The organism is Brevundimonas nasdae, assembly GCF_016654005.1.
GTDB lineage: Bacteria > Pseudomonadota > Alphaproteobacteria > Caulobacterales > Caulobacteraceae > Brevundimonas > Brevundimonas nasdae.
In genome coordinates this window covers 106,396-122,884 of record NZ_JAEPWN010000009.1, presented here as the reverse complement: position 1 = coordinate 122,884, position 16,489 = coordinate 106,396, and the positions used below count along the sequence as shown (strand labels likewise).

Below are 16,489 nucleotides of genomic sequence, written 5' to 3'. Positions count from 1 at the left end.
ACTGGGAGAATGCCGGGGCGGTTAGAAGATTACGGCCCTAGGTCTCTGAGGAGATACCGGGGCCGGAGTAGGAGAGACCCAGATGCGCCACGGCGCCGCCCACCGTAAACTCGGTCGTACGACCAGCCACCGCACCGCCATGTTCGCGAACATGGCCGCCTCGCTGATCAAGCACGAGCAGATCACCACGACCCTGCCCAAGGCGAAGGAACTGCGTCCCTTCGTCGAGAAGCTGGTCACCCTCGCCAAGAAGGGCGACCTGCACGCTCGCCGTCAGGCCATCAGCCAGGTCCGCGACGTTCCGCAGGTCGGCAAGCTGTTCGAAACGCTCGGCCCGCGCTACGCCGAACGTAACGGCGGTTACATCCGCATCATGAAGGCCGGCTTCCGTCACGGCGACAACGCCCCGATGGCCGTGATCGAGTTTGTCGATCGCGACGTGGAAGCCAAGGGCAAGGACTCCGGTCCGGTCCTGGTCTTCGAAGGCGACGACGAGGCCTAAGCCTTACGTCTCTTTCTGACTGAACGCTGAAAGGGCGGCCGGAGCGATCCGGTCGCCCTTTTGCTATGGCGCTATCATCAGGATGTGGAAATGAGCATCGAGATTGTCGACTATCGGCCTGAACATGCCCAGGCCTGGGCGCGGTTGACCGAAGCCTGGCTGACGGAGGGCAGTTTCGCCATTGAGGCCAAGGACCGCCAGTCGATGGACGATCCCCAGGGCGTGTTTCTGGACACGGGCGGGCGCATCTTCATCGCCGAGAGCGAGGGACTGGCCGTCGGTTGCGGCGCCCTGATCCGCATGGGCGACGGGTTCGAGGTCTGCAAGATGACGGTGTCGCCCGCTGCACGCGGGACCGGGTTGGGGCGGAAGTTGCTGGCCGCCTGTGAAGCCGCAGCGCGGGAGATGGGCGCGAGGTTTCTGTATCTGGAGACCAACAGCCGCTTGGAGCCCGCCATCAGGCTGTATGAGACGTTCGGATTTGAATATCTGGCGCCGCGCGACACGCCCTATTCCGGGGATCGGGTGGACGTGTTCATGGAAAAGCGTCTGTAGGGCAGGCGGCCTGCATTTCCCCTGACGCCCAAATCGACTAGGCCAAGGCCGACTTGTGAGGGGAGGTCACATGAAGCGTGCAGCTTCACCGCCGCTGAATGCGCTTCGGACCTTTGAGGTCTTCGCGCGCCACCGCAGCATGACCCGCGCCGCCGACGAGTTGTGCGTGACCCACGGCGCGGTCAGCCGCCAGATCGCGGCCCTGCAGGCGTCGCTGGGCGTGGTGCTGGTCAGTGGTCCCCGACATGCCCTGACGCTGACCGAGGCGGGGCTGGCCCTGGCCGACCGGCTGACGCCTGCTTTCGGCGCCATTGAGGATGCGGTGCAGGGGGCCCGTCAGGGGAGCGCGCGGGAGATCGAGATCTCGTGCCTGGGCACGTTTGCGTTGAAATGGCTGATACCCCGTTTGCCGGGATTTCTAGCGGCGCACCCGGAGGTGCGGGTCCGGGTGTCGGAATCCTATGCCCCCGTCGATTTCAGGCGGGACCGCTTCGACGGCGCCATCCGCATCGTCGAGCCGAACGCCATTCACGCCCGAGCGGAGGCGACGCGGTTTCTGGACCATCACCAGGGCGTGGTTGGCGCGCCTTCGCTGATGGCGGCCCTGCCTGACCTTGAGACGGTGTCGGGCGCGACGCGGCTGCGGTCTGCGACATTCCGACAGGCCTGGGCGTCGTGGGCCGAACTTGCGGGGGTGGAGTTGGCGCCCGCCGTGGAGGAGCGGGAGTTCGCGCACAATCATTCGCTGGTCGAAGCGGCCATATCCGGGATGGGTGTCGCTGTTGCGCCGTGGCTGTTTGTGGCGCCGGATGTGCTGGCGGGACGGCTGGCCGCGCCGTTCGGCTTTGTGAAGCGGCCGTCGTGGTTCGCCTTCCTGAGGCCTGAGGGGCGCAGGGACGCGGCGGTGGACGCCTTCCGCGACTGGCTGGTCGCAGAAGGCGAGCGAAGCCCGCCGCCGCCTATTCCTTCGACAGGTCCTGGCGCTTGAAGTAGGCGACCGCAGCCACAAACGGCCCCACGATCCAAAGCGCCAGGCCGGTTACGGCCTTGAGCGCAGCCTGCGGCGGCAGCCCGGCCGCCTCCATGCCGCCGTGAATGACCGCCTTCAAAAGATCGGTAGCCAGGCCGGGCGAGAGCAGGGGGGCTACCCAGCCTTCCGGCGAGACGCCCATCTGCATCAGCATCTGCGGCAGGAAGAACTGGGCCACGCTGATGACCAGCGGGACGAACAGGGCCGCAAGAAGCGAGCGGGTGACGGTCGCCGCCAGCAAGGCCAGCATGGTGAACTGGATGATCCGCGCCCACGACAGCAGGGTCAGTTGCACGAAGTCGGTGAACCCCGCGCCATCAGTCGAGAAGCTGAGGCTGCGCGACAGGATCACGGCCTGGACAAGGTGGGTGACGATGTCGGCCAGCAGGCCCGCCACGGTCGCCAGAACCGTCAGGCCGATGACGACGACGACCTTGCCTGTCAGCAGGTTTGGCCGCGTGTTGCGTGCGCTGATCAGACGCCAGGTCTCCCAGCGGTAGTCGCCGGCATAGATGGTCGCCGCGCCGATCAGGATGAACAGCAGCACGATCGGATTGGCGAAATCGGCGGCGGACTTGACCAGCGACTCGGCCAGATTGAGCGGGGCGCGCTGCAGCAGTTCAGGCGGCAGTTTGCCGGCCAGATCGGCCTCATGCGCCTTGGCCACGATGATGGCGATGACGCCCAGGACGACGCTGATGATCGGGATGAACAGCACGCTCCAGAACAGGGCGGTGCGGTTCTTGGACAGGCGATAGGTTTCGGAGCGGATGGCGTCAGCCAGCATGGTTCAGCTCCTGCACGCCGGTCCAGCCGGTTTGGTCCATGAAGACATCTTCCAGATCAGCGCCGATCCAGCGGGCCTCTTCGATATCGACGCCGCCCTCGACCAGGGCCTTGATGACGGCGGGGCCTTCGGCGCGCGGGACAGAGGCCAAAACGGCGTCGCCGTCCAGGCTGGCGCGGTCGCCTAGCACAGCCAGGGCGCGAGCCAGGGGCGTGACCGACAGGCGCAGGCGCTCGCCCGCCGCCGTCAGGTCGGAGACGCGGCCTTCGGTGACGACCTTGCCCTTGTTGAAGATGGCCACGCGGTCGCAGACGCGCTGGACCTCCTGAAGCTGGTGGCTGGCCAGGATGATGGTGACGCCGTCGTTGTCCGCCAGACTGCGGATCAGGGCGCGCATCTCCTGAATGCCGGGCGGGTCCATGCCGCTGGTCGGTTCATCCAGGATGACGAGGTCCGGCTTGGTCATCAGCGCCGCCGCGACGCCAAGCCGCTGCAGCATCCCGACCGAGAACCCGCGCACCCGCCGGTCCGCCGCCTCGGCCAGGCCGACGCGCTGCAGCCAATGGTCGATCTCGGTCGATGTCACGCCGCCGTGGGCGCGGCCCAGCCATTCCAGCACCTGGCGGGCGGTCAGGAAGGGCGGGAAGCGAGGCGTCTCGATCATCGAGCCCATGCGCCGCATCGAAGTCGGGGCGCCGATGGGGCCGCCCATGATCGTGGCGTCGCCTGCTGTCGGACGAATCAGCCCCAGCAGGGTGCGGAACAGCGTGGACTTACCCGCGCCGTTTGGTCCCAGAATGCCGTAAACCCCGCCGCGCGGGATCGACAGGGTCAGGCCGTCCAGCGCCCTGACTGTGCCATAGGTCTTGGTCAGACCGCGAATGTCGATGACGGTTTCCATGACCTGACCTTGGCGCGGGAACAGTGTTCCCACAAGGCGTCGTGCGTATGTCGCGGATTAAGGTTAGGCAATCTTCGAATTCGTATTCGGAGCGTCCCATGAACCGCCTTCTGCCGCTGGCCTTCGCCCTTCTGGCCGCCGCCTGCACAACTGCGCCGTCTGCGCACCGCACGCCGATGGCGCCGCTGGTCCCGGCCAGCGCCACGGCCCCGGCGGCCGCGCCCCAGCAGGTGATCCTGATCTCCATCGACGGCTTCCGACCGGACTATCTGGGCAAGGGCCAGACGCCGGTGATGGATGGTCTGGTTGCGGGTGGTGCGTTCGGGCCGATGCGTCCGTCCTTCCCCAGCGTGACCTTTCCCAACCACTATACGCTGGTGACCGGCCTGCACCCGGATCACCATGGCATTGTCGGCAACAGGTTCAACGACGCCGAGCTGGGCGTCTTCACCATGGCCAGCAAGGAGCCCGGCTTCTGGGCGCAGGGCGAGCCGATCTGGATCACGGCGGAACGTCAGGGCGTGCGCACCGGCACCATGTTCTGGCCCGGATCAGAGACCGAGAACCACGGCCTGCGCCCCAGCCTGTGGCAGGCCTATGACAAGGACGTGCTGGGCGACGCGCGCGTGGACCGCATCCTGTCGTGGCTGGACCTACCCGAGGGGCAGCGGCCCAAGCTGGAGACCCTGTATTTCGACATCGTCGATACGGCGGGGCACCACTATGGCCCCGACGCCGAAGAGACACGGGCGGCGGTCGCTTCGGTCGACGCCTCCATCGGACGGCTGGTTGAGGGGCTGAAGGCGCGGGGTCTGTACGACAAGACCCTGCTGGTGATCGTGTCCGACCACGGCATGGCCGCGACCTCGCCCGAGCGGGTGGTGTGGATCGACGACATCATTGATCCGGCGGCGCTGCAGATCACCTCGGCGGGTGCCTTCGTGTCGGCCGATCCGGCGCCGGGGCGCGAGGCCGAGATGGAGCAGAAGCTGGTGGGGCGGCATCCGCATCTGGAATGCTGGAACAAGGCGGATGTGCCCGCGCGCCTGGCCTATGGAACCAATCCGCGCGTGGCCCAGGTGGTGTGCCTGGTCGAGACGGGCTGGACAGTGACGTCGCGTGATCGCCCGGTCGAGAAGGACGGCGGGGCGCACGGCTATGACAATCAGGCGCCGGAAATGCAGGCCATCTTCATCGCTCACGGACCGGGCGTGGTCGTCGGGCGGCGTCTGACCGGTCTGCAGAGCGTGGATGTCCAGCCCTTCCTAGTGCGGGTTCTGGGCCTGACCGGGCCGGTCGTGGACGGCAAGACGGCGGACACCCTGGCGGTGACGCAGCCCTGACGGAGGCCATGGCGGGTGAGGGGAGCCGCTGATTTCCCCTGTCGTCCGCCGTCCGTCACGGCTAGGAAGCGCGCCTCATGTCGATCATTCCTGAAAAGCGGCTGAAGGCGGCCATCGGCTTCATCTTCGTGACGGCGGTGCTGGACATCGTCGCCATGGGCATCATCATTCCGGTGCTGCCGCAGCTGATCGAGGAATTCGTCGGGTCAAACGCGCGGGCGGGCATAATCAATGGCCTGTTCGTTGCGTTGTGGGCGGGGATGCAGTTCGTCGCCTCGCCGATCATCGGCTCGCTGTCGGACCAGTATGGCCGCCGCCCGGTGATCCTGATCAGCTGTGCAGGCCTGGCCATCGACTATGTGCTGATGGCGCTGGCGCCAAACCTGTGGTGGCTGGCGCTGGGGCGGATCGTGGCGGGGATCACCTCGTCCAGCTTCACCACCATCTACGCCTATATGGCCGACATCACCGCGCCCGAGAAACGCGCCCGGGCCTATGGTCTGATCGGCGCGGCCTTCTCGGGCGGGTTTGTGCTGGGGCCGGTGATCGGCGGTTTCCTGGGCGACTATGACCCGCGCGCGCCCTTCTGGGCCGCCGCCGCCATGTCGGGCATCGCCTTCTTCTATGGGCTGGTGATCCTGCCCGAGAGCCTGCCCCGCGAAAAGCGGATGAAGTTCAGCTGGCGGCGCGCCAATCCGGTCGGGGCGATGGTGCTGCTGGGGCGGCATCGCGAGCTGTCGGGTCTGGCGGGGGTGACCTTCCTGCTGCATTTCTCGCACCACGTCTTTTCGGCCGTCTTCGTCCTGTACGCCCAGTTCCGCTACGGCTGGGGACCCAAGGAGGTCGGGATGCTGCTGGCCATGGTCGGTCTGCTGGATATGGCGACGCAAGGGCTGGTCGTCGGGCCGGTGACCAAGGCGCTGGGCGACCGCAAAACCATGCTGCTGGGGCTGTTCGGCGGCACCATCGGCATGGCGCTGATGGGCTGGGCGCCGGTCGGCTGGGCCTTTGTCGCGGCCATGTTACCCAACGCGCTTTGGGGACTGGCCATGCCGACGCTGCAGTCATTGATGACGCGCCAGGTGTCCGAGAGCGAGCAGGGCCAGCTGCAAGGCGCGACCATGAGCGTCGCCTCCATCGCCGGCGTCGCCTCGCCCTTGTTCTTCGGCTGGATCTATTCGCTGTCGGTGGGCGGCGGGTTCGAACCGCTGGCCGACTGGTTGGGCGCGCACGGGCTGGGGCTGATCGACGCATTTGTTCATGCACCGGGTCTGGCTTTCTACCTGTCCGCCATCGTGCTGGTGCTGGCTTTCGTGGCGGCCTTCATTACAGCGCGGCGGGCGGAACGGGCCGAAACCTCGTCCGTTGATGCCGCGCGCAGGCCTTGATCCAGCCCGAAATCGGGTGCGGAATGGCGATGCTTGAGATCAAACGCCGGATGAATATGCAGACCCGATCGATCGTGCTTGTCGCCGCCCTGGCCCTGACCGCCTGCGGCAACCCTCAACCTTCCAAGGCGCAGGAGGGCGAGTTCGCCCAGCCCACGCGCACCGCGCCCAATGACGCGGCGGGAATGAAGTCCAGCTTCGCCCCCGTGGTGCGGGCCGCCGCCCCCGCCGTGGTCAATATCTCGGCGCGCAGCGTCCAGCGGGTGCAGGCCGATCCCTTCTTTCAGTTCTTCGGCGGCGGCATTCCGCAGGCGCGGGTGGCCGAGTCCGTTGGCTCAGGCGTCATCGTCCGCTCGGACGGCATCGTCGTCACCAACAACCACGTCATCGATGGCGCCCAGCAGATCAAGGTCGTGCTGAACGACCGGCGCGAGTTCCCCGCCACCGTCATCCTGGCCGACGAGCGCAGCGACATCGCCGTGCTGCGGCTTGATAATGTCAGCGACCGCCTGCCGGTCCTGGCTATCGAGGACAAGGAAGAACAGCAGGTCGGCGATCTGGTCCTGGCAATCGGCAACCCGTTCGGCGTGGGCCAGACGGTGACCAACGGCATCATCTCGGCCCTGAACCGGACCGAGACCGGCATTTCCGACAGTGGCTCCTTCATCCAGACCGATGCGGCCATCAATCCCGGCAACTCGGGCGGGGCGCTGGTGGACATGGACGGCAACCTGATCGGCATCAACACCGCCATCTTCTCGCGCTCGGGATCATCGGCGGGAGTTGGCTTCGCCGTGCCTGCGGTGATGGTGAAGCGGGTGGTCGATTCCGCCCTGGGCGGCGCCACCGCCGTGGTTCGGCCCTGGCTGGGCGTCAAGGGCAACACCGTCACCGGCGACATCGCAGGCAGCCTGGGGCTGAGCCGCCCGCAGGGGATCGTGGTGACCGACGTTTACGCCAACAGTCCGGCCGCCCGCGCGGGCGTGCGTCAGGGCGACGTGATCACCGCCGTCGATGGCCAGGAGGTCAACGATCAGGGCGGGCTGAACTACCGCGTCGGATCGCGCAATCCCAACGATCAGGTCCAGGTCGCCATCCTGCGTGACGGGCGCGCCCAGACGTTGAACGCTCGTGTCCAGCCTCTGCCGGGCGACGCTGATCCCAAGCAGGGAACGACGATTGAGGCGGGGCCGTTCTCGGGCGCATCGGTCGTCGCCCTGAACCCGGCGCTGGCTGACCGTCTGGGCGGCGATCCCTTCACCACGGGCGTGATCATCACCGGCGTGTCCGGTCGGGGGTACGCCGCGCGCGCTGGGTTCCGCCAGAACGACCTGATCGTCAGCATCAACGGCCGCGCCATCAACACGGCCCGCGACGTGGAAGCCGCCAGCGCCGGTCGCGGCCCATGGGATGTCGTGATCAATCGCGGCGGCCGTCAGATCCGCGGCGTCTTGAGATAGGTTTTCCACGGCCGCGTCGCTGCTCCATCCCCACGTCGGCTTGTGCTTCCGCCGCCGATGTGGGGGATGGGCTCATGAAAGCTCTGATGCCTCTCGCGGTCGCGGCCGCCCTGATGTCCGGCGCCTGGACTGGTGTTCACGACGACCCGTTGACGAAGCCGCTGCCGGCGAACCCGGATTGGGTTAAGCCGCAGGCGCCGCTGAAACTGTACGCAAACACCTATTTTGTCGGCACGGGCGGGCTCAGCATCGTGCTGATCGACACGGGCGACGGCCTGATTTTGGTCGATGGCGCCTTGCCGCAGACCGTGGCGATGACCGAGGCGAATATTCGCAAACTGGGTTTCCGGGTGGAGGACATCCGCTTTATCCTGAACACCGAAGCCCACTTCGACCATGCGGGCGGACTGGCGGCTCTTGCGCGCGACAGCGGCGCCCAGGTGATCACCAGCCCGATTGGCGCGGCCGCATTGCGGGCTGGACTTGTCGCCGCGGGCGACCCGCAGGAGAGCGACATCTCCAATTCGCCGCCTGTGCCCAATGCGCGGGGCATCGCGGATGGCGAAGTGCTGCGGCTGGGGAATACGGCGGTGACGGCGGTGTTCACCCCGGGCCACACGCCGGGCAGCGTCAGCTGGACGTGGAAATCCTGCGAGGGCGAAGCCTGCGTGGACGTCGTTTTCGCCTCCAGCCTGAATGCGGTGGCGGCAGGGCCTTTCACCTATACGAGGCATCCAGAGGTGACCGCAGGATTGCGCGCGTCAATCGACCGGATTGAGGGGTTGGACTGCGGCCTGCTGATTTCAGCCCATCCCGACAATTCGGGCGGCGACCGCAAGATCGCGGCGCTTGAGGCGGGCGCGACGCCCAACCCCTTCCTCGATCCAACGGCCTGCCGCGCCTATGCCGAACGGGCGAGGGGACGACTGCAAGCGCGACTGGACCGAGAGGCTGCGCCTTAAGCGTCCTTCTTTGGCCCGCCGATCGACCAGGTGTGGCCGAAGGGGTCGCGGAGCTGGCCGTAGCGGTCGCCCCAGAACTGGTCGGCCATGTCCATGACCGGCTCGGCGCCGCCGACGACCATGGCGCGGGTCCACCAGGCGTCGGGGTTTGTGACCTGCAGGTGCAGGGTGACGCCGACGGGGCGGATGTTGGCCTGACCTGTGTATTCCGGGAACTCGTCGTTCAGCATGACGCTGGCGCCGTTGATCTTCAGATGGGCGTGGATCAGGCGCTCGCCGTCGTCGGCCAGTCTGCGGTCCAGCACCTCTGCGCCGAAAGCGATGATGTAGAAGTCCACCGCCGCCGAGGCGCCGCGCGCCGGAATCGTCAGATGAGGGGTCACGCCGCTGGTCGGGCCCTGGTTCGGATTGGCGTCGGTCATTGGGCGATCTCCGTATTCGGCCCTTACTAACGCGTGAAATGGGTTTGGCGAACGACTACATAGTAGAAATCCATGACTGACCTGTTCGAAGCCTCCGGCATCCTGCCCCCCGACGCGCCCCTGGCCGACCGTCTTCGCCCGCGCAGGTTGGAGGAGGTGGTGGGACAGGACCACCTGCTTGGTCCCGGCGGGCCGATCCGGCGCATGATCGAGGCGGGGCGTCTGGGCTCGATGATCCTGTGGGGACCGCCAGGCACCGGCAAGACCACCATCGCCCGGCTGCTGGCCCAGGCGGCGGGCTATGAATACCAGTCGATCAGCGCCGTCTTCTCGGGCGTTGCGGATCTGAAGAAGGCGTTCGAGGCCGCGCGGATGCGGCGCGCGGCGGGGCAGTCGACCCTGTTGTTCGTTGATGAAATCCACCGCTTCAACCGCGCCCAGCAGGACGGATTCCTGCCCTTCGTCGAGGCCGGGGTGGTGACCCTAGTCGGCGCCACGACCGAGAACCCCAGTTTCGAGCTGAACGGGGCGTTGCTGTCACGAAGCCAGGTCTATGTGCTGAAGCGGCTGGATGATGCGGCGCTGGGGCAACTGCTGACGCGGGCCGAGGCGCATATGGAAAAACCGCTGCCGCTGACGGCGGATGCGCGGCACGCCTTGCTGGCCCTGGCGGACGGCGATGGACGCTATCTGCTGACCATGTCCGAGGTTCTGTTCGACCTGCCGGAGGGCGAGGTGCTGGACGTGCAGGGGCTGGCGGGCGTGCTGCAACGCCGGGCGCCCGCCTATGACAAGTCGCGGGAAGAACACTACAACCTGATTTCCGCCCTGCATAAGTCGGTGCGCGGGTCGGACCCGGACGCCGCCCTGTACTGGCTGGCGCGGATGCTGAACGGGGGGGAAGACCCGCTTTATCTGGCCCGGCGCATCGTGCGGATGGCGGTCGAGGACATCGGCGAGGCGGATCCGCTGTCGATCCTGGTCGCCAATGCGGCCAAGGACACCTACGACTTCCTGGGCAGTCCCGAGGGCGAGTTGGCGCTGGCGCAGGCGGTGGTCCATCTGGCGACCGCGCCCAAGTCTGTCGGCGTCTATGAAGCCTTCAAGGCGGCGAAGAAGGCGGCCTATGAGACGGGCTCGCTGATGCCGCCCGCCCATATCCGTAACGCCCCGACCAAGTTGATGAAGCAACTGGGGTACGGCAAGGGGTATCAGTACGACCCGGACACGCCCGAGGGGTTCTCGGGCGCGAACTTCTTCCCCGACGAGATGGAGCGCCGCACCTTCTACAAGCCCAAGGGCGAGGGGCATGAGGGGAAGGTCAAGCTGCGGCTGGAACGCTGGGCCGCGATGCGGGCGCAGATGCAGGCGGCCCCGGACGCGGCTGACTGATCGCTGTTCATTGTAGGGGACTTGCGACGGGCCTATCCTGGCTTCCAAGATTTGGGAGCGGACGATGATCCAGATGGTGAAGACCCCCTGGCATCTGTGGCTGGTGGCGGGGCTGGCCCTGCTCTGGAACGGGTTCGGCGCGTTCGATTCCTTCATGTCCCTGACGCAGGGCGATCCCTATCTGCGCTCCATGGGCATGACCGAGGCGCAGATCGCCTATTTCCATCGGTTTCCGGCCTGGATGTCCGTGGCCTGGGTGGTTGGAACCTGGGGCGGTCTGGCAGGGGCGATTCTGCTGTTCTTGAGGCGCCGATGGGCGCTGTGGGCCTTTGGCGCTTCGTTCGTCGGGGTGCTGGCGACGGTCTACTACACCTTCATCGGTTCGCCGGACGGGGCAGAGGTCATGGGCGGTAATACGGCCATGACCGGCGTGATCACGATAATCGCCGTGCTTCTAATCGGATACGCCCGGTTCATGACGCGGCGCGGCGTTCTGCGTTAGGCGGAACCGATATTTAGTTGGCCGACGCTTAACCCGTCATTCCGGGGCTGAGTGAAGCGAAGAACCCGGAACCCAGGGTCATGATAGCAATGCTGAACGCATTGGACGTTTGATGTGAACGCCTGGGTTCCGGGTTCGCCCTTCGGACGCCCGGAAAGACGGTTTCCGGCTAAATGTCGACTGAACCTAAACTGGATCGAAACGCCTCAGCTTGAGGCCAGGCCGCCAGGCAGAAGTTCGGCGCGGCCGGTAAGGCTTAGCTCCAACAGGGCGGATGCGACCTGGGCCATCGGCGCGTTCAGGGCGCGGGCGATCTCGTCACGCGGGGTCGGCGTGGGCGACAGCAAGGCGGCGACGCGGTCCAGGAAGCCGTCGTCGATGTCGTCCTCATAGCGCAACGGCTCGGACGGCGGCTCGCGCAGGGTTCGCAGGGTGTTGAAGGCGCGATCAATGTCCTCAATGCCTTCGCACAGTATGGCGCCCTGACGCAGCAGTTCATTGGGACCGCGTGCGCGCGGGTCCAGCGGCGAACCCGGAACGGCGAAGACGTCGCGCCCCTGTTCGGCGGCGAGGCGGGCGGTGATCAGCGAGCCAGAGCGGATTTCGGCTTCCACCACCACGACCCCGCGCGACAGGCCGGAGATGATGCGGTTCCGCCGAGGAAAATCGCGGGCCTGGGCGCGGGCGCCGATGGGGCTTTCCGACACGACACAGGCCTGTTCGATCAGGCGGGCGTAGAGGTCGGCGTGTTCGGGCGGATAGATGTCGTCCACGCCCCCGCCCAGCACGGCGACGGTTCCGGTCGGCAGGGCGCCTTCATGGGCGGCGGCGTCGATCCCGCGCGCCATGCCCGAGACGACGACGTGGCCCGACTGGCCCAACTTCTGGGCCAGACCGCGCGCGATGCGCTGGCCGCCTGCCGATGCGATGCGGGCGCCGACGATGGCCACCGATGGGCGGTTCAGCAACTCGACGCGGCCCCGTGTCCATAAGATCGGCGGCGGTGGGTCCAGCGCGGCCAGCATTTCAGGATAGTCGGCGTCGCCCAGCACCAGCAGACGCGCCCCGATCTGGCCGCCCCGATCCAGTTCACGCTGAACGGCGTCCGCAGGCGGGGGCATGGAGGCGGCGCCGGACTTGCGAACCAGCCCCGGCAGGGCATCCAGCGCGCTGACGGCGGAACCATACCGCAGGAGCAGTTGGGAGAAGGCGACGGGACCGATGCGGTCGGTGCGGGCGAGCCGCAGCCGGGCGAAACGTTCGGCCCCGCTCAGGCTCACGCCTTCTTGGCCCCGATGCGCGGCTCCTCGCCCTTCAGCAGTCGGGCGATGTTCTGGTGGTGGCGAATCCAGATCAGCACGGCGGCGAAGAGGGTCAGGATCAGGATGGGCGCGCCGACCGGAAGGCCGACGGCGGCCAGCGGCAGCAGGGCCAGAAGGGGCGCAGTCCCCGCCGAGATCAGGGCAGCCAGCGACGAATAACGGAAGGCGAAGGCGGCGATCAGCCAGACGGCGGCGGCCATCAGACCCAGCGGCCAGGCGGCGGCCAGCAGCAGGCCGTAGAAGGTGGCGACGCCCTTTCCGCCCTTGAAGCCCAGCCAGACGGGGAACAGGTGGCCCAGGAAGGCCGCACCGCCCGCGATGGCGCCTGCGGCTTCGCTATGGAACAGGTGGCGCGCGATCAGCAGGGCGACCGCGCCCTTGCCCGCATCCAGCAGCAGGGTGGCCAGGGCCAGGTCCTTGCGGCCTGTGCGCAGGACATTGGTCGCGCCGATATTGCCCGAGCCGATGTTGCGCACATCGCCTGCGCCCGCCGCGCGGGTGATGATGACGCCGAACGGAATCGAGCCGAGCAGATAGCCGCCGAGCGCCGCCAGCGCCAAGGTCCCTACAGCGGGGCCGACCAGATCCTGCACGTTGATTCGCTCCCCGCGTGTTGTGGCGGCAAAATGCGTCGGCGCGCGGTCCGTAGCAAGCGCGATCCGACCTCTTGACCCCGCGATCGCCGCAGCGTCTGGTCCCGCGCCCCGCTGGAGATCGCCGATGACCCGAAACATGATGACCGCCGCCGTGGCGATCCTGTTGGCGACGACAGGTTGCGTCGAGGCGGAGCCGAAGGCGAATGGCGCGGCGGACGGCCCGGCGATGGCGGCCTATTTCGACTGTGTTCGGGACGGCGGAGTGGCGATATCGGCGCATCGGGCGGTGTCGGCGATGGACCAGCCCGAGAACTCTGTATCGGCCATCGAGGCGACGGGACGGGCGATCCCCAATGCGATCCTGGAGCTGGACGCGGCTCTGACGCGCGACGGCCATCTGGTGCTGATGCACGATGAGACGATGCGACGGACCACGACCGGGCGTGGACGGGTCGGGGACCTGACGCTGGCCCAGATCAAGCGCGCGCGTCTGAAGGCGTCGAACGGCGCGCGGACCAATGAGGCTGTGCCGACCCTGGGCGAGGCGCTGGACGCCGCTGGACGGGTGGGGGCCATCGCCAGCATCGACCTGAAACCGGCCGAGGGCGGCAGCACCATCGAACTGGCGCAGGCGGTGATCGACCAGGTGCGGCGGTCAGGGGCGGCCAGCCGTGTGATCCTGATCACCTATACGCCGGAGGATGCGCGGGCCGTGGCGGCGATGGCGCCGGAGATGATGATCTCGGCTGGCGTGAACAGCGTGCGAGGACTGGAGGGGCTGAACACGGCGCAGATTCTGGCCTGGACCGGAACGCGCGACGAACGCCCGGCCCTGTGGCGCGCCTTGAAGGCGCGCGGCGTAGAGGTGCAGTTCGGCACCCTGGGCGCCGAGGGCGTGAGGCGAGACGACCTCTATGCCGCGGACGGGGACGTGTCGGAATACCGCGACCTGTTCCGACAAGGCGTGACCGTGATCGCGACGGACACGCCGCTGGCGGTCAAGAGCGTGCTGGAAGCCGAAGTCGCCAAGGCGGCGACGTGCGATAGGCCGCGGTAGCGCCCGTCAGTGAACCTTGCGGCCTGCGACCCATGTGCCGATGACCTTGCCTTGCAGACGGCGGCCGTCGAACGGGGAGTTTTTGGACTTGGAGTGCAGGGCGTCCGCATCGACGATGACGGGCGCGCCGGGGTCGAACAGGATCAGGTCGGCGGGGGCGCCTTCGGCCAGAACGCCTGCATCCAGCCCCAGCAGTGCGGCGGGGCCTTGCGTCAGGGGACGCAGCACGTCCAGCAGGTCCAGACCGTCCTCGTGGTGCAGGGTCAGGGCGGCGGGCAGCAGGGTCTCCAGACCGATGGCGCCGGGTGCGGCCTCGGCGAAGGGACGGCGCTTGTCCTCGGCGGGGGCAGGGGTGTGGGCCGAGGTGATGACGTCGATCAGACCTTCGCGCACCGCCTCGATCAAGGCCTGACGATCGGCCTCTGAACGCAGCGGCGGGTCGATGCGGTAGAAGGTGCGATAGTCGCCGATGTCCACCTCATTGAAGCACAGGTGGTTGATCGAGACGCTGACGGCGACCTCCAGCCCCTTGGCGCGGGCCCTGGCCAGGGTCTCCAGCGCGCCTTCGGTCGAAATCTGGTCGACCAGGAAGCGGGCGCCGGTCTGTTCGACCAGGGCCAGATCGCGTTCCAGACCGATGCGCTCGGCGATGGCGGGGCTGCCTGACAGGCCGAGACGTGTGGCCAGTTCGCCGGATGCGGCGACGGCGCCTTCAGTCAGCCAGGGATCGGACGGACGACAGGCGATCAGCGCGTTGAAGGCGGCGGCGTAGCTCATCACCCGCTGCAGGGTGCGGCTGTTGACGATGACCTTGTCCACGTCGGTGAAATACAGTGCGCCCGCTTCGTCCATCAGGCCGATCTCGGCCATGCGCTGGCCGTCCAGCGCCTTGGTCGCGGCGCCTGCCGCACGGACGTTGACCAGGTTCAGGGCTGCGCCGCGACGCTGGATGAACTCGATCACCGCCGGGTCGTCGATGGCGGGATCGGTGTCGGGCTGGACCACGATGGTGGTTACGCCGCCTGCGGCCGCGGCCAGGCTGGCGGATTTCAGCGTCTCGCGCGGCTCGGCGCCCGGTTCGCCGGTCTTGACGCGGATGTCGATCAGGCCGGGCGACAGGCACAGGCCGTCGGCGTTGATGATCTGGTCGGCGGCCAGATCAGGGGCGGCGCCATGAATGACGCGGACGATGCGGCCGTCCTCGATCAGGACCGAGCCCAGACCGTCGTAGTCGCTGGCGGGGTCGAGAAGGCGGGCGTTGACGATTGCCAGAGTGGTCATCGGGCGTCTCCCCAACGGGCGGAGAGTGAGGCCAGAACGGCCATGCGGGCGGCGACGCCCATCTCGACTTGATCCTGGATCAGGGAGACGTTCAGATCGTCGGCGACATCGGAATCGATCTCGACGCCGCGGTTCATCGGTCCGGGGTGCATGACCTTGGCGCCGGGATTGGCCCAGGCCAGTTTCTCGCGGTCCAGACCCCAGAAGCGGAAATACTCGCGGGTGGAGGGGACCAGGGCCCCGGCCATCCGCTCCAACTGCAGGCGCAGCATCATGACGACGTCGCAGCCCTGCAGGCCCTCGCGCATGTCGTGGAAGACCTCGCAGCCCCAGCGGTCGGCGTCGCCGGGCACCAGGGTCGGCGGGCCGATCAGGCGGACGCGCGCGCCCATCATCTGCAACAGGGCGACGTTGGAACGGGCCACGCGACTGTGGGTGATGTCGCCACAGATGGCGACGGTCAGGCTGGTCACATCGCCCAGGGCGCGGCGCATGGACAGCAGGTCCAGCAGGGCCTGGGTCGGGTGTTCGTGGCGGCCGTCGCCCGCGTTGACGACCGCGCAGCCGACCTTCTGGCTGAGCAGTTCAGCAGCGCCCGAGGCCGAGTGGCGGATGACCAGAATGTCGGGCTTCATGGCGTTCAGGGTGACCGCCGTGTCGATCAGCGTCTCGCCCTTCTTCACCGAAGACGAGGCGACCGGCATGGTGACCACGTCGGCGCCCAGACGCTTGGCCGCGATCTCGAACGAGGAGCTGGTGCGGGTCGAGTTCTCGAAGAACAGGTTCACGACCGTGCGGCCGTGCAGCACGTCCAGCGCCTTGGAGGATTGCCGATTGAAGTCGACGAAGGCGTCGGCCAGGTCCAGCAACTGCGGCGTCACGAACGGATTGAGGTCCGATGCGGCGAGGAAGTGGGATTTCGGGAACGGGATCAGCCGCTCCTGAATGGTCTGGTCGGTGACGAGGGAGGGCTGGGTCATCGAGACGCG

At 67.4% G+C, this 16,489-nt stretch carries 17 protein-coding genes; 10 read left to right on the top strand and 7 right to left on the bottom strand.

Features of this window, described 5'->3' with window-relative positions:
- Positions 1 to 82: 82 nt before the first annotated feature.
- The 3 genes from rplQ to JKF87_RS13920 all read left to right on the top strand — a co-directional run bounded on the left by rplQ (position 83) and on the right by JKF87_RS13920 (position 2,045).
- Positions 83 to 502 (top strand): 50S ribosomal protein L17, encoded by a 420-nt coding sequence (gene rplQ / locus JKF87_RS13930; RefSeq protein WP_201100503.1) that lies wholly within the window; start codon positions 83 to 85, stop codon positions 500 to 502.
- Between the two features lie 90 nt (positions 503 to 592).
- A complete protein-coding gene (locus JKF87_RS13925) occupies positions 593 to 1,057 on the top strand; it encodes a GNAT family N-acetyltransferase (protein WP_201100502.1) in 465 nt (154 codons plus the stop codon).
- A gap of 70 nt (positions 1,058 to 1,127) precedes the next feature.
- Positions 1,128 to 2,045 (top strand): LysR substrate-binding domain-containing protein, encoded by a 918-nt coding sequence (locus JKF87_RS13920; protein ID WP_201100501.1) that lies wholly within the window; start codon positions 1,128 to 1,130, stop codon positions 2,043 to 2,045.
- Here the strand turns inward: JKF87_RS13920 and JKF87_RS13915 are convergent.
- The gene (locus JKF87_RS13915) at positions 2,017 to 2,874 is read right to left on the bottom strand and encodes an ABC transporter permease subunit (protein WP_201100500.1); all 858 of its coding nucleotides are present in this window, start codon (positions 2,872 to 2,874) and stop codon (positions 2,017 to 2,019) included. The genes JKF87_RS13920 and JKF87_RS13915 overlap by 29 nt on opposite strands.
- Positions 2,864 to 3,775, bottom strand: coding sequence for an ABC transporter ATP-binding protein (locus tag JKF87_RS13910; protein WP_201100499.1), 912 nt, complete (start codon positions 3,773 to 3,775; stop codon positions 2,864 to 2,866). The genes JKF87_RS13915 and JKF87_RS13910 overlap by 11 nt, the downstream gene beginning before the upstream one ends.
- 98 nt (positions 3,776 to 3,873) lie before the next feature.
- Between JKF87_RS13910 and JKF87_RS13905 the strand changes: the two genes are divergently transcribed.
- From JKF87_RS13905 to bla, 4 genes are all read left to right on the top strand, one after another.
- Positions 3,874 to 5,118 carry an alkaline phosphatase family protein gene (locus JKF87_RS13905; protein WP_201100498.1) on the top strand — a complete coding sequence of 415 codons (1,245 nt, stop codon included), beginning with the start codon at positions 3,874 to 3,876 and terminating at the stop codon, positions 5,116 to 5,118.
- 77 nt (positions 5,119 to 5,195) lie between these two features.
- Positions 5,196 to 6,506 (top strand): TCR/Tet family MFS transporter, encoded by a 1,311-nt coding sequence (locus JKF87_RS13900; protein ID WP_201100497.1) that lies wholly within the window; start codon positions 5,196 to 5,198, stop codon positions 6,504 to 6,506.
- A gap of 56 nt (positions 6,507 to 6,562) precedes the next feature.
- Positions 6,563 to 7,966 (top strand): Do family serine endopeptidase, encoded by a 1,404-nt coding sequence (locus JKF87_RS13895; protein ID WP_201100496.1) that lies wholly within the window; start codon positions 6,563 to 6,565, stop codon positions 7,964 to 7,966.
- A gap of 86 nt (positions 7,967 to 8,052) precedes the next feature.
- Complete coding sequence (gene bla / locus JKF87_RS13890) at positions 8,053 to 8,928, top strand: subclass B3 metallo-beta-lactamase (RefSeq protein ID WP_201100495.1); 876 nt, start codon at positions 8,053 to 8,055, stop codon at positions 8,926 to 8,928.
- Here bla and JKF87_RS13885 read toward each other — a convergent pair.
- Positions 8,925 to 9,350, bottom strand: coding sequence for a VOC family protein (locus JKF87_RS13885; RefSeq protein ID WP_201100494.1), 426 nt, complete (start codon positions 9,348 to 9,350; stop codon positions 8,925 to 8,927). The genes bla and JKF87_RS13885 overlap by 4 nt on opposite strands.
- 72 nt (positions 9,351 to 9,422) lie before the next feature.
- Here JKF87_RS13885 and JKF87_RS13880 point away from each other — a divergent pair, with 72 nt between their 5' ends.
- Both JKF87_RS13880 and JKF87_RS13875 read left to right on the top strand, forming a co-directional pair.
- On the top strand, positions 9,423 to 10,742 hold the full coding sequence (locus tag JKF87_RS13880) for a replication-associated recombination protein A (protein ID WP_201100493.1): 1,320 nt from the start codon (positions 9,423 to 9,425) through the stop codon (positions 10,740 to 10,742).
- A 64-nt stretch (positions 10,743 to 10,806) separates the two neighbouring features.
- Positions 10,807 to 11,244 (top strand): hypothetical protein, encoded by a 438-nt coding sequence (locus tag JKF87_RS13875; RefSeq protein WP_201100492.1) that lies wholly within the window; start codon positions 10,807 to 10,809, stop codon positions 11,242 to 11,244.
- Between the two features lie 206 nt (positions 11,245 to 11,450).
- Here the strand turns inward: JKF87_RS13875 and dprA are convergent, their stop codons facing one another.
- Entirely contained in the window at positions 11,451 to 12,524 is a 1,074-nt protein-coding gene (gene dprA, locus JKF87_RS13870) for a DNA-processing protein DprA (RefSeq protein ID WP_201100491.1), read from the bottom strand.
- The gene (gene plsY, locus JKF87_RS13865) at positions 12,521 to 13,159 is read right to left on the bottom strand and encodes a glycerol-3-phosphate 1-O-acyltransferase PlsY (RefSeq protein ID WP_201100490.1); all 639 of its coding nucleotides are present in this window, start codon (positions 13,157 to 13,159) and stop codon (positions 12,521 to 12,523) included. Before plsY ends, dprA begins: the two co-directional genes overlap by 4 nt.
- Positions 13,160 to 13,286: 127 nt before the next feature.
- Here plsY and JKF87_RS13860 point away from each other — a divergent pair, with 127 nt between their 5' ends.
- Positions 13,287 to 14,219, top strand: a complete 933-nt coding sequence (locus JKF87_RS13860) for a glycerophosphodiester phosphodiesterase family protein (protein ID WP_201100489.1) — start codon at positions 13,287 to 13,289, stop codon at positions 14,217 to 14,219.
- A gap of 6 nt (positions 14,220 to 14,225) precedes the next feature.
- Here the strand turns inward: JKF87_RS13860 and pyrC are convergent, their stop codons facing one another.
- Entirely contained in the window at positions 14,226 to 15,500 is a 1,275-nt protein-coding gene (gene pyrC, locus JKF87_RS13855) for a dihydroorotase (protein WP_201100488.1), read from the bottom strand.
- Positions 15,497 to 16,480 (bottom strand): aspartate carbamoyltransferase catalytic subunit, encoded by a 984-nt coding sequence (locus tag JKF87_RS13850; protein WP_201100487.1) that lies wholly within the window; start codon positions 16,478 to 16,480, stop codon positions 15,497 to 15,499. Before JKF87_RS13850 ends, pyrC begins: the two co-directional genes overlap by 4 nt.
- Positions 16,481 to 16,489 lie beyond the last annotated feature (9 nt).

Coding starts and splice junctions, on each gene's coding strand:
- JKF87_RS13925 (WP_201100502.1), top strand. CDS start 593: ATGAGCATCGAGATTGTCGACTATCGGCCTGAACATGCCCAGGCCTGG.
- JKF87_RS13905 (WP_201100498.1), top strand. CDS start 3,874: ATGAACCGCCTTCTGCCGCTGGCCTTCGCCCTTCTGGCCGCCGCCTGC.
- JKF87_RS13875 (WP_201100492.1), top strand. CDS start 10,807: ATGATCCAGATGGTGAAGACCCCCTGGCATCTGTGGCTGGTGGCGGGG.
- JKF87_RS13895 (WP_201100496.1), top strand. CDS start 6,563: ATGCAGACCCGATCGATCGTGCTTGTCGCCGCCCTGGCCCTGACCGCC.
- JKF87_RS13885 (WP_201100494.1), bottom strand. CDS start 9,350: ATGACCGACGCCAATCCGAACCAGGGCCCGACCAGCGGCGTGACCCCT.
- JKF87_RS13860 (WP_201100489.1), top strand. CDS start 13,287: ATGACCCGAAACATGATGACCGCCGCCGTGGCGATCCTGTTGGCGACG.
- JKF87_RS13900 (WP_201100497.1), top strand. CDS start 5,196: ATGTCGATCATTCCTGAAAAGCGGCTGAAGGCGGCCATCGGCTTCATC.
- rplQ (WP_201100503.1), top strand. CDS start 83: ATGCGCCACGGCGCCGCCCACCGTAAACTCGGTCGTACGACCAGCCAC.
- JKF87_RS13910 (WP_201100499.1), bottom strand. CDS start 3,775: ATGGAAACCGTCATCGACATTCGCGGTCTGACCAAGACCTATGGCACA.
- JKF87_RS13920 (WP_201100501.1), top strand. CDS start 1,128: ATGAAGCGTGCAGCTTCACCGCCGCTGAATGCGCTTCGGACCTTTGAG.
- pyrC (WP_201100488.1), bottom strand. CDS start 15,500: ATGACCACTCTGGCAATCGTCAACGCCCGCCTTCTCGACCCCGCCAGC.
- JKF87_RS13850 (WP_201100487.1), bottom strand. CDS start 16,480: ATGACCCAGCCCTCCCTCGTCACCGACCAGACCATTCAGGAGCGGCTG.
- bla (WP_201100495.1), top strand. CDS start 8,053: ATGCCTCTCGCGGTCGCGGCCGCCCTGATGTCCGGCGCCTGGACTGGT.
- JKF87_RS13880 (WP_201100493.1), top strand. CDS start 9,423: ATGACTGACCTGTTCGAAGCCTCCGGCATCCTGCCCCCCGACGCGCCC.
- JKF87_RS13915 (WP_201100500.1), bottom strand. CDS start 2,874: ATGCTGGCTGACGCCATCCGCTCCGAAACCTATCGCCTGTCCAAGAAC.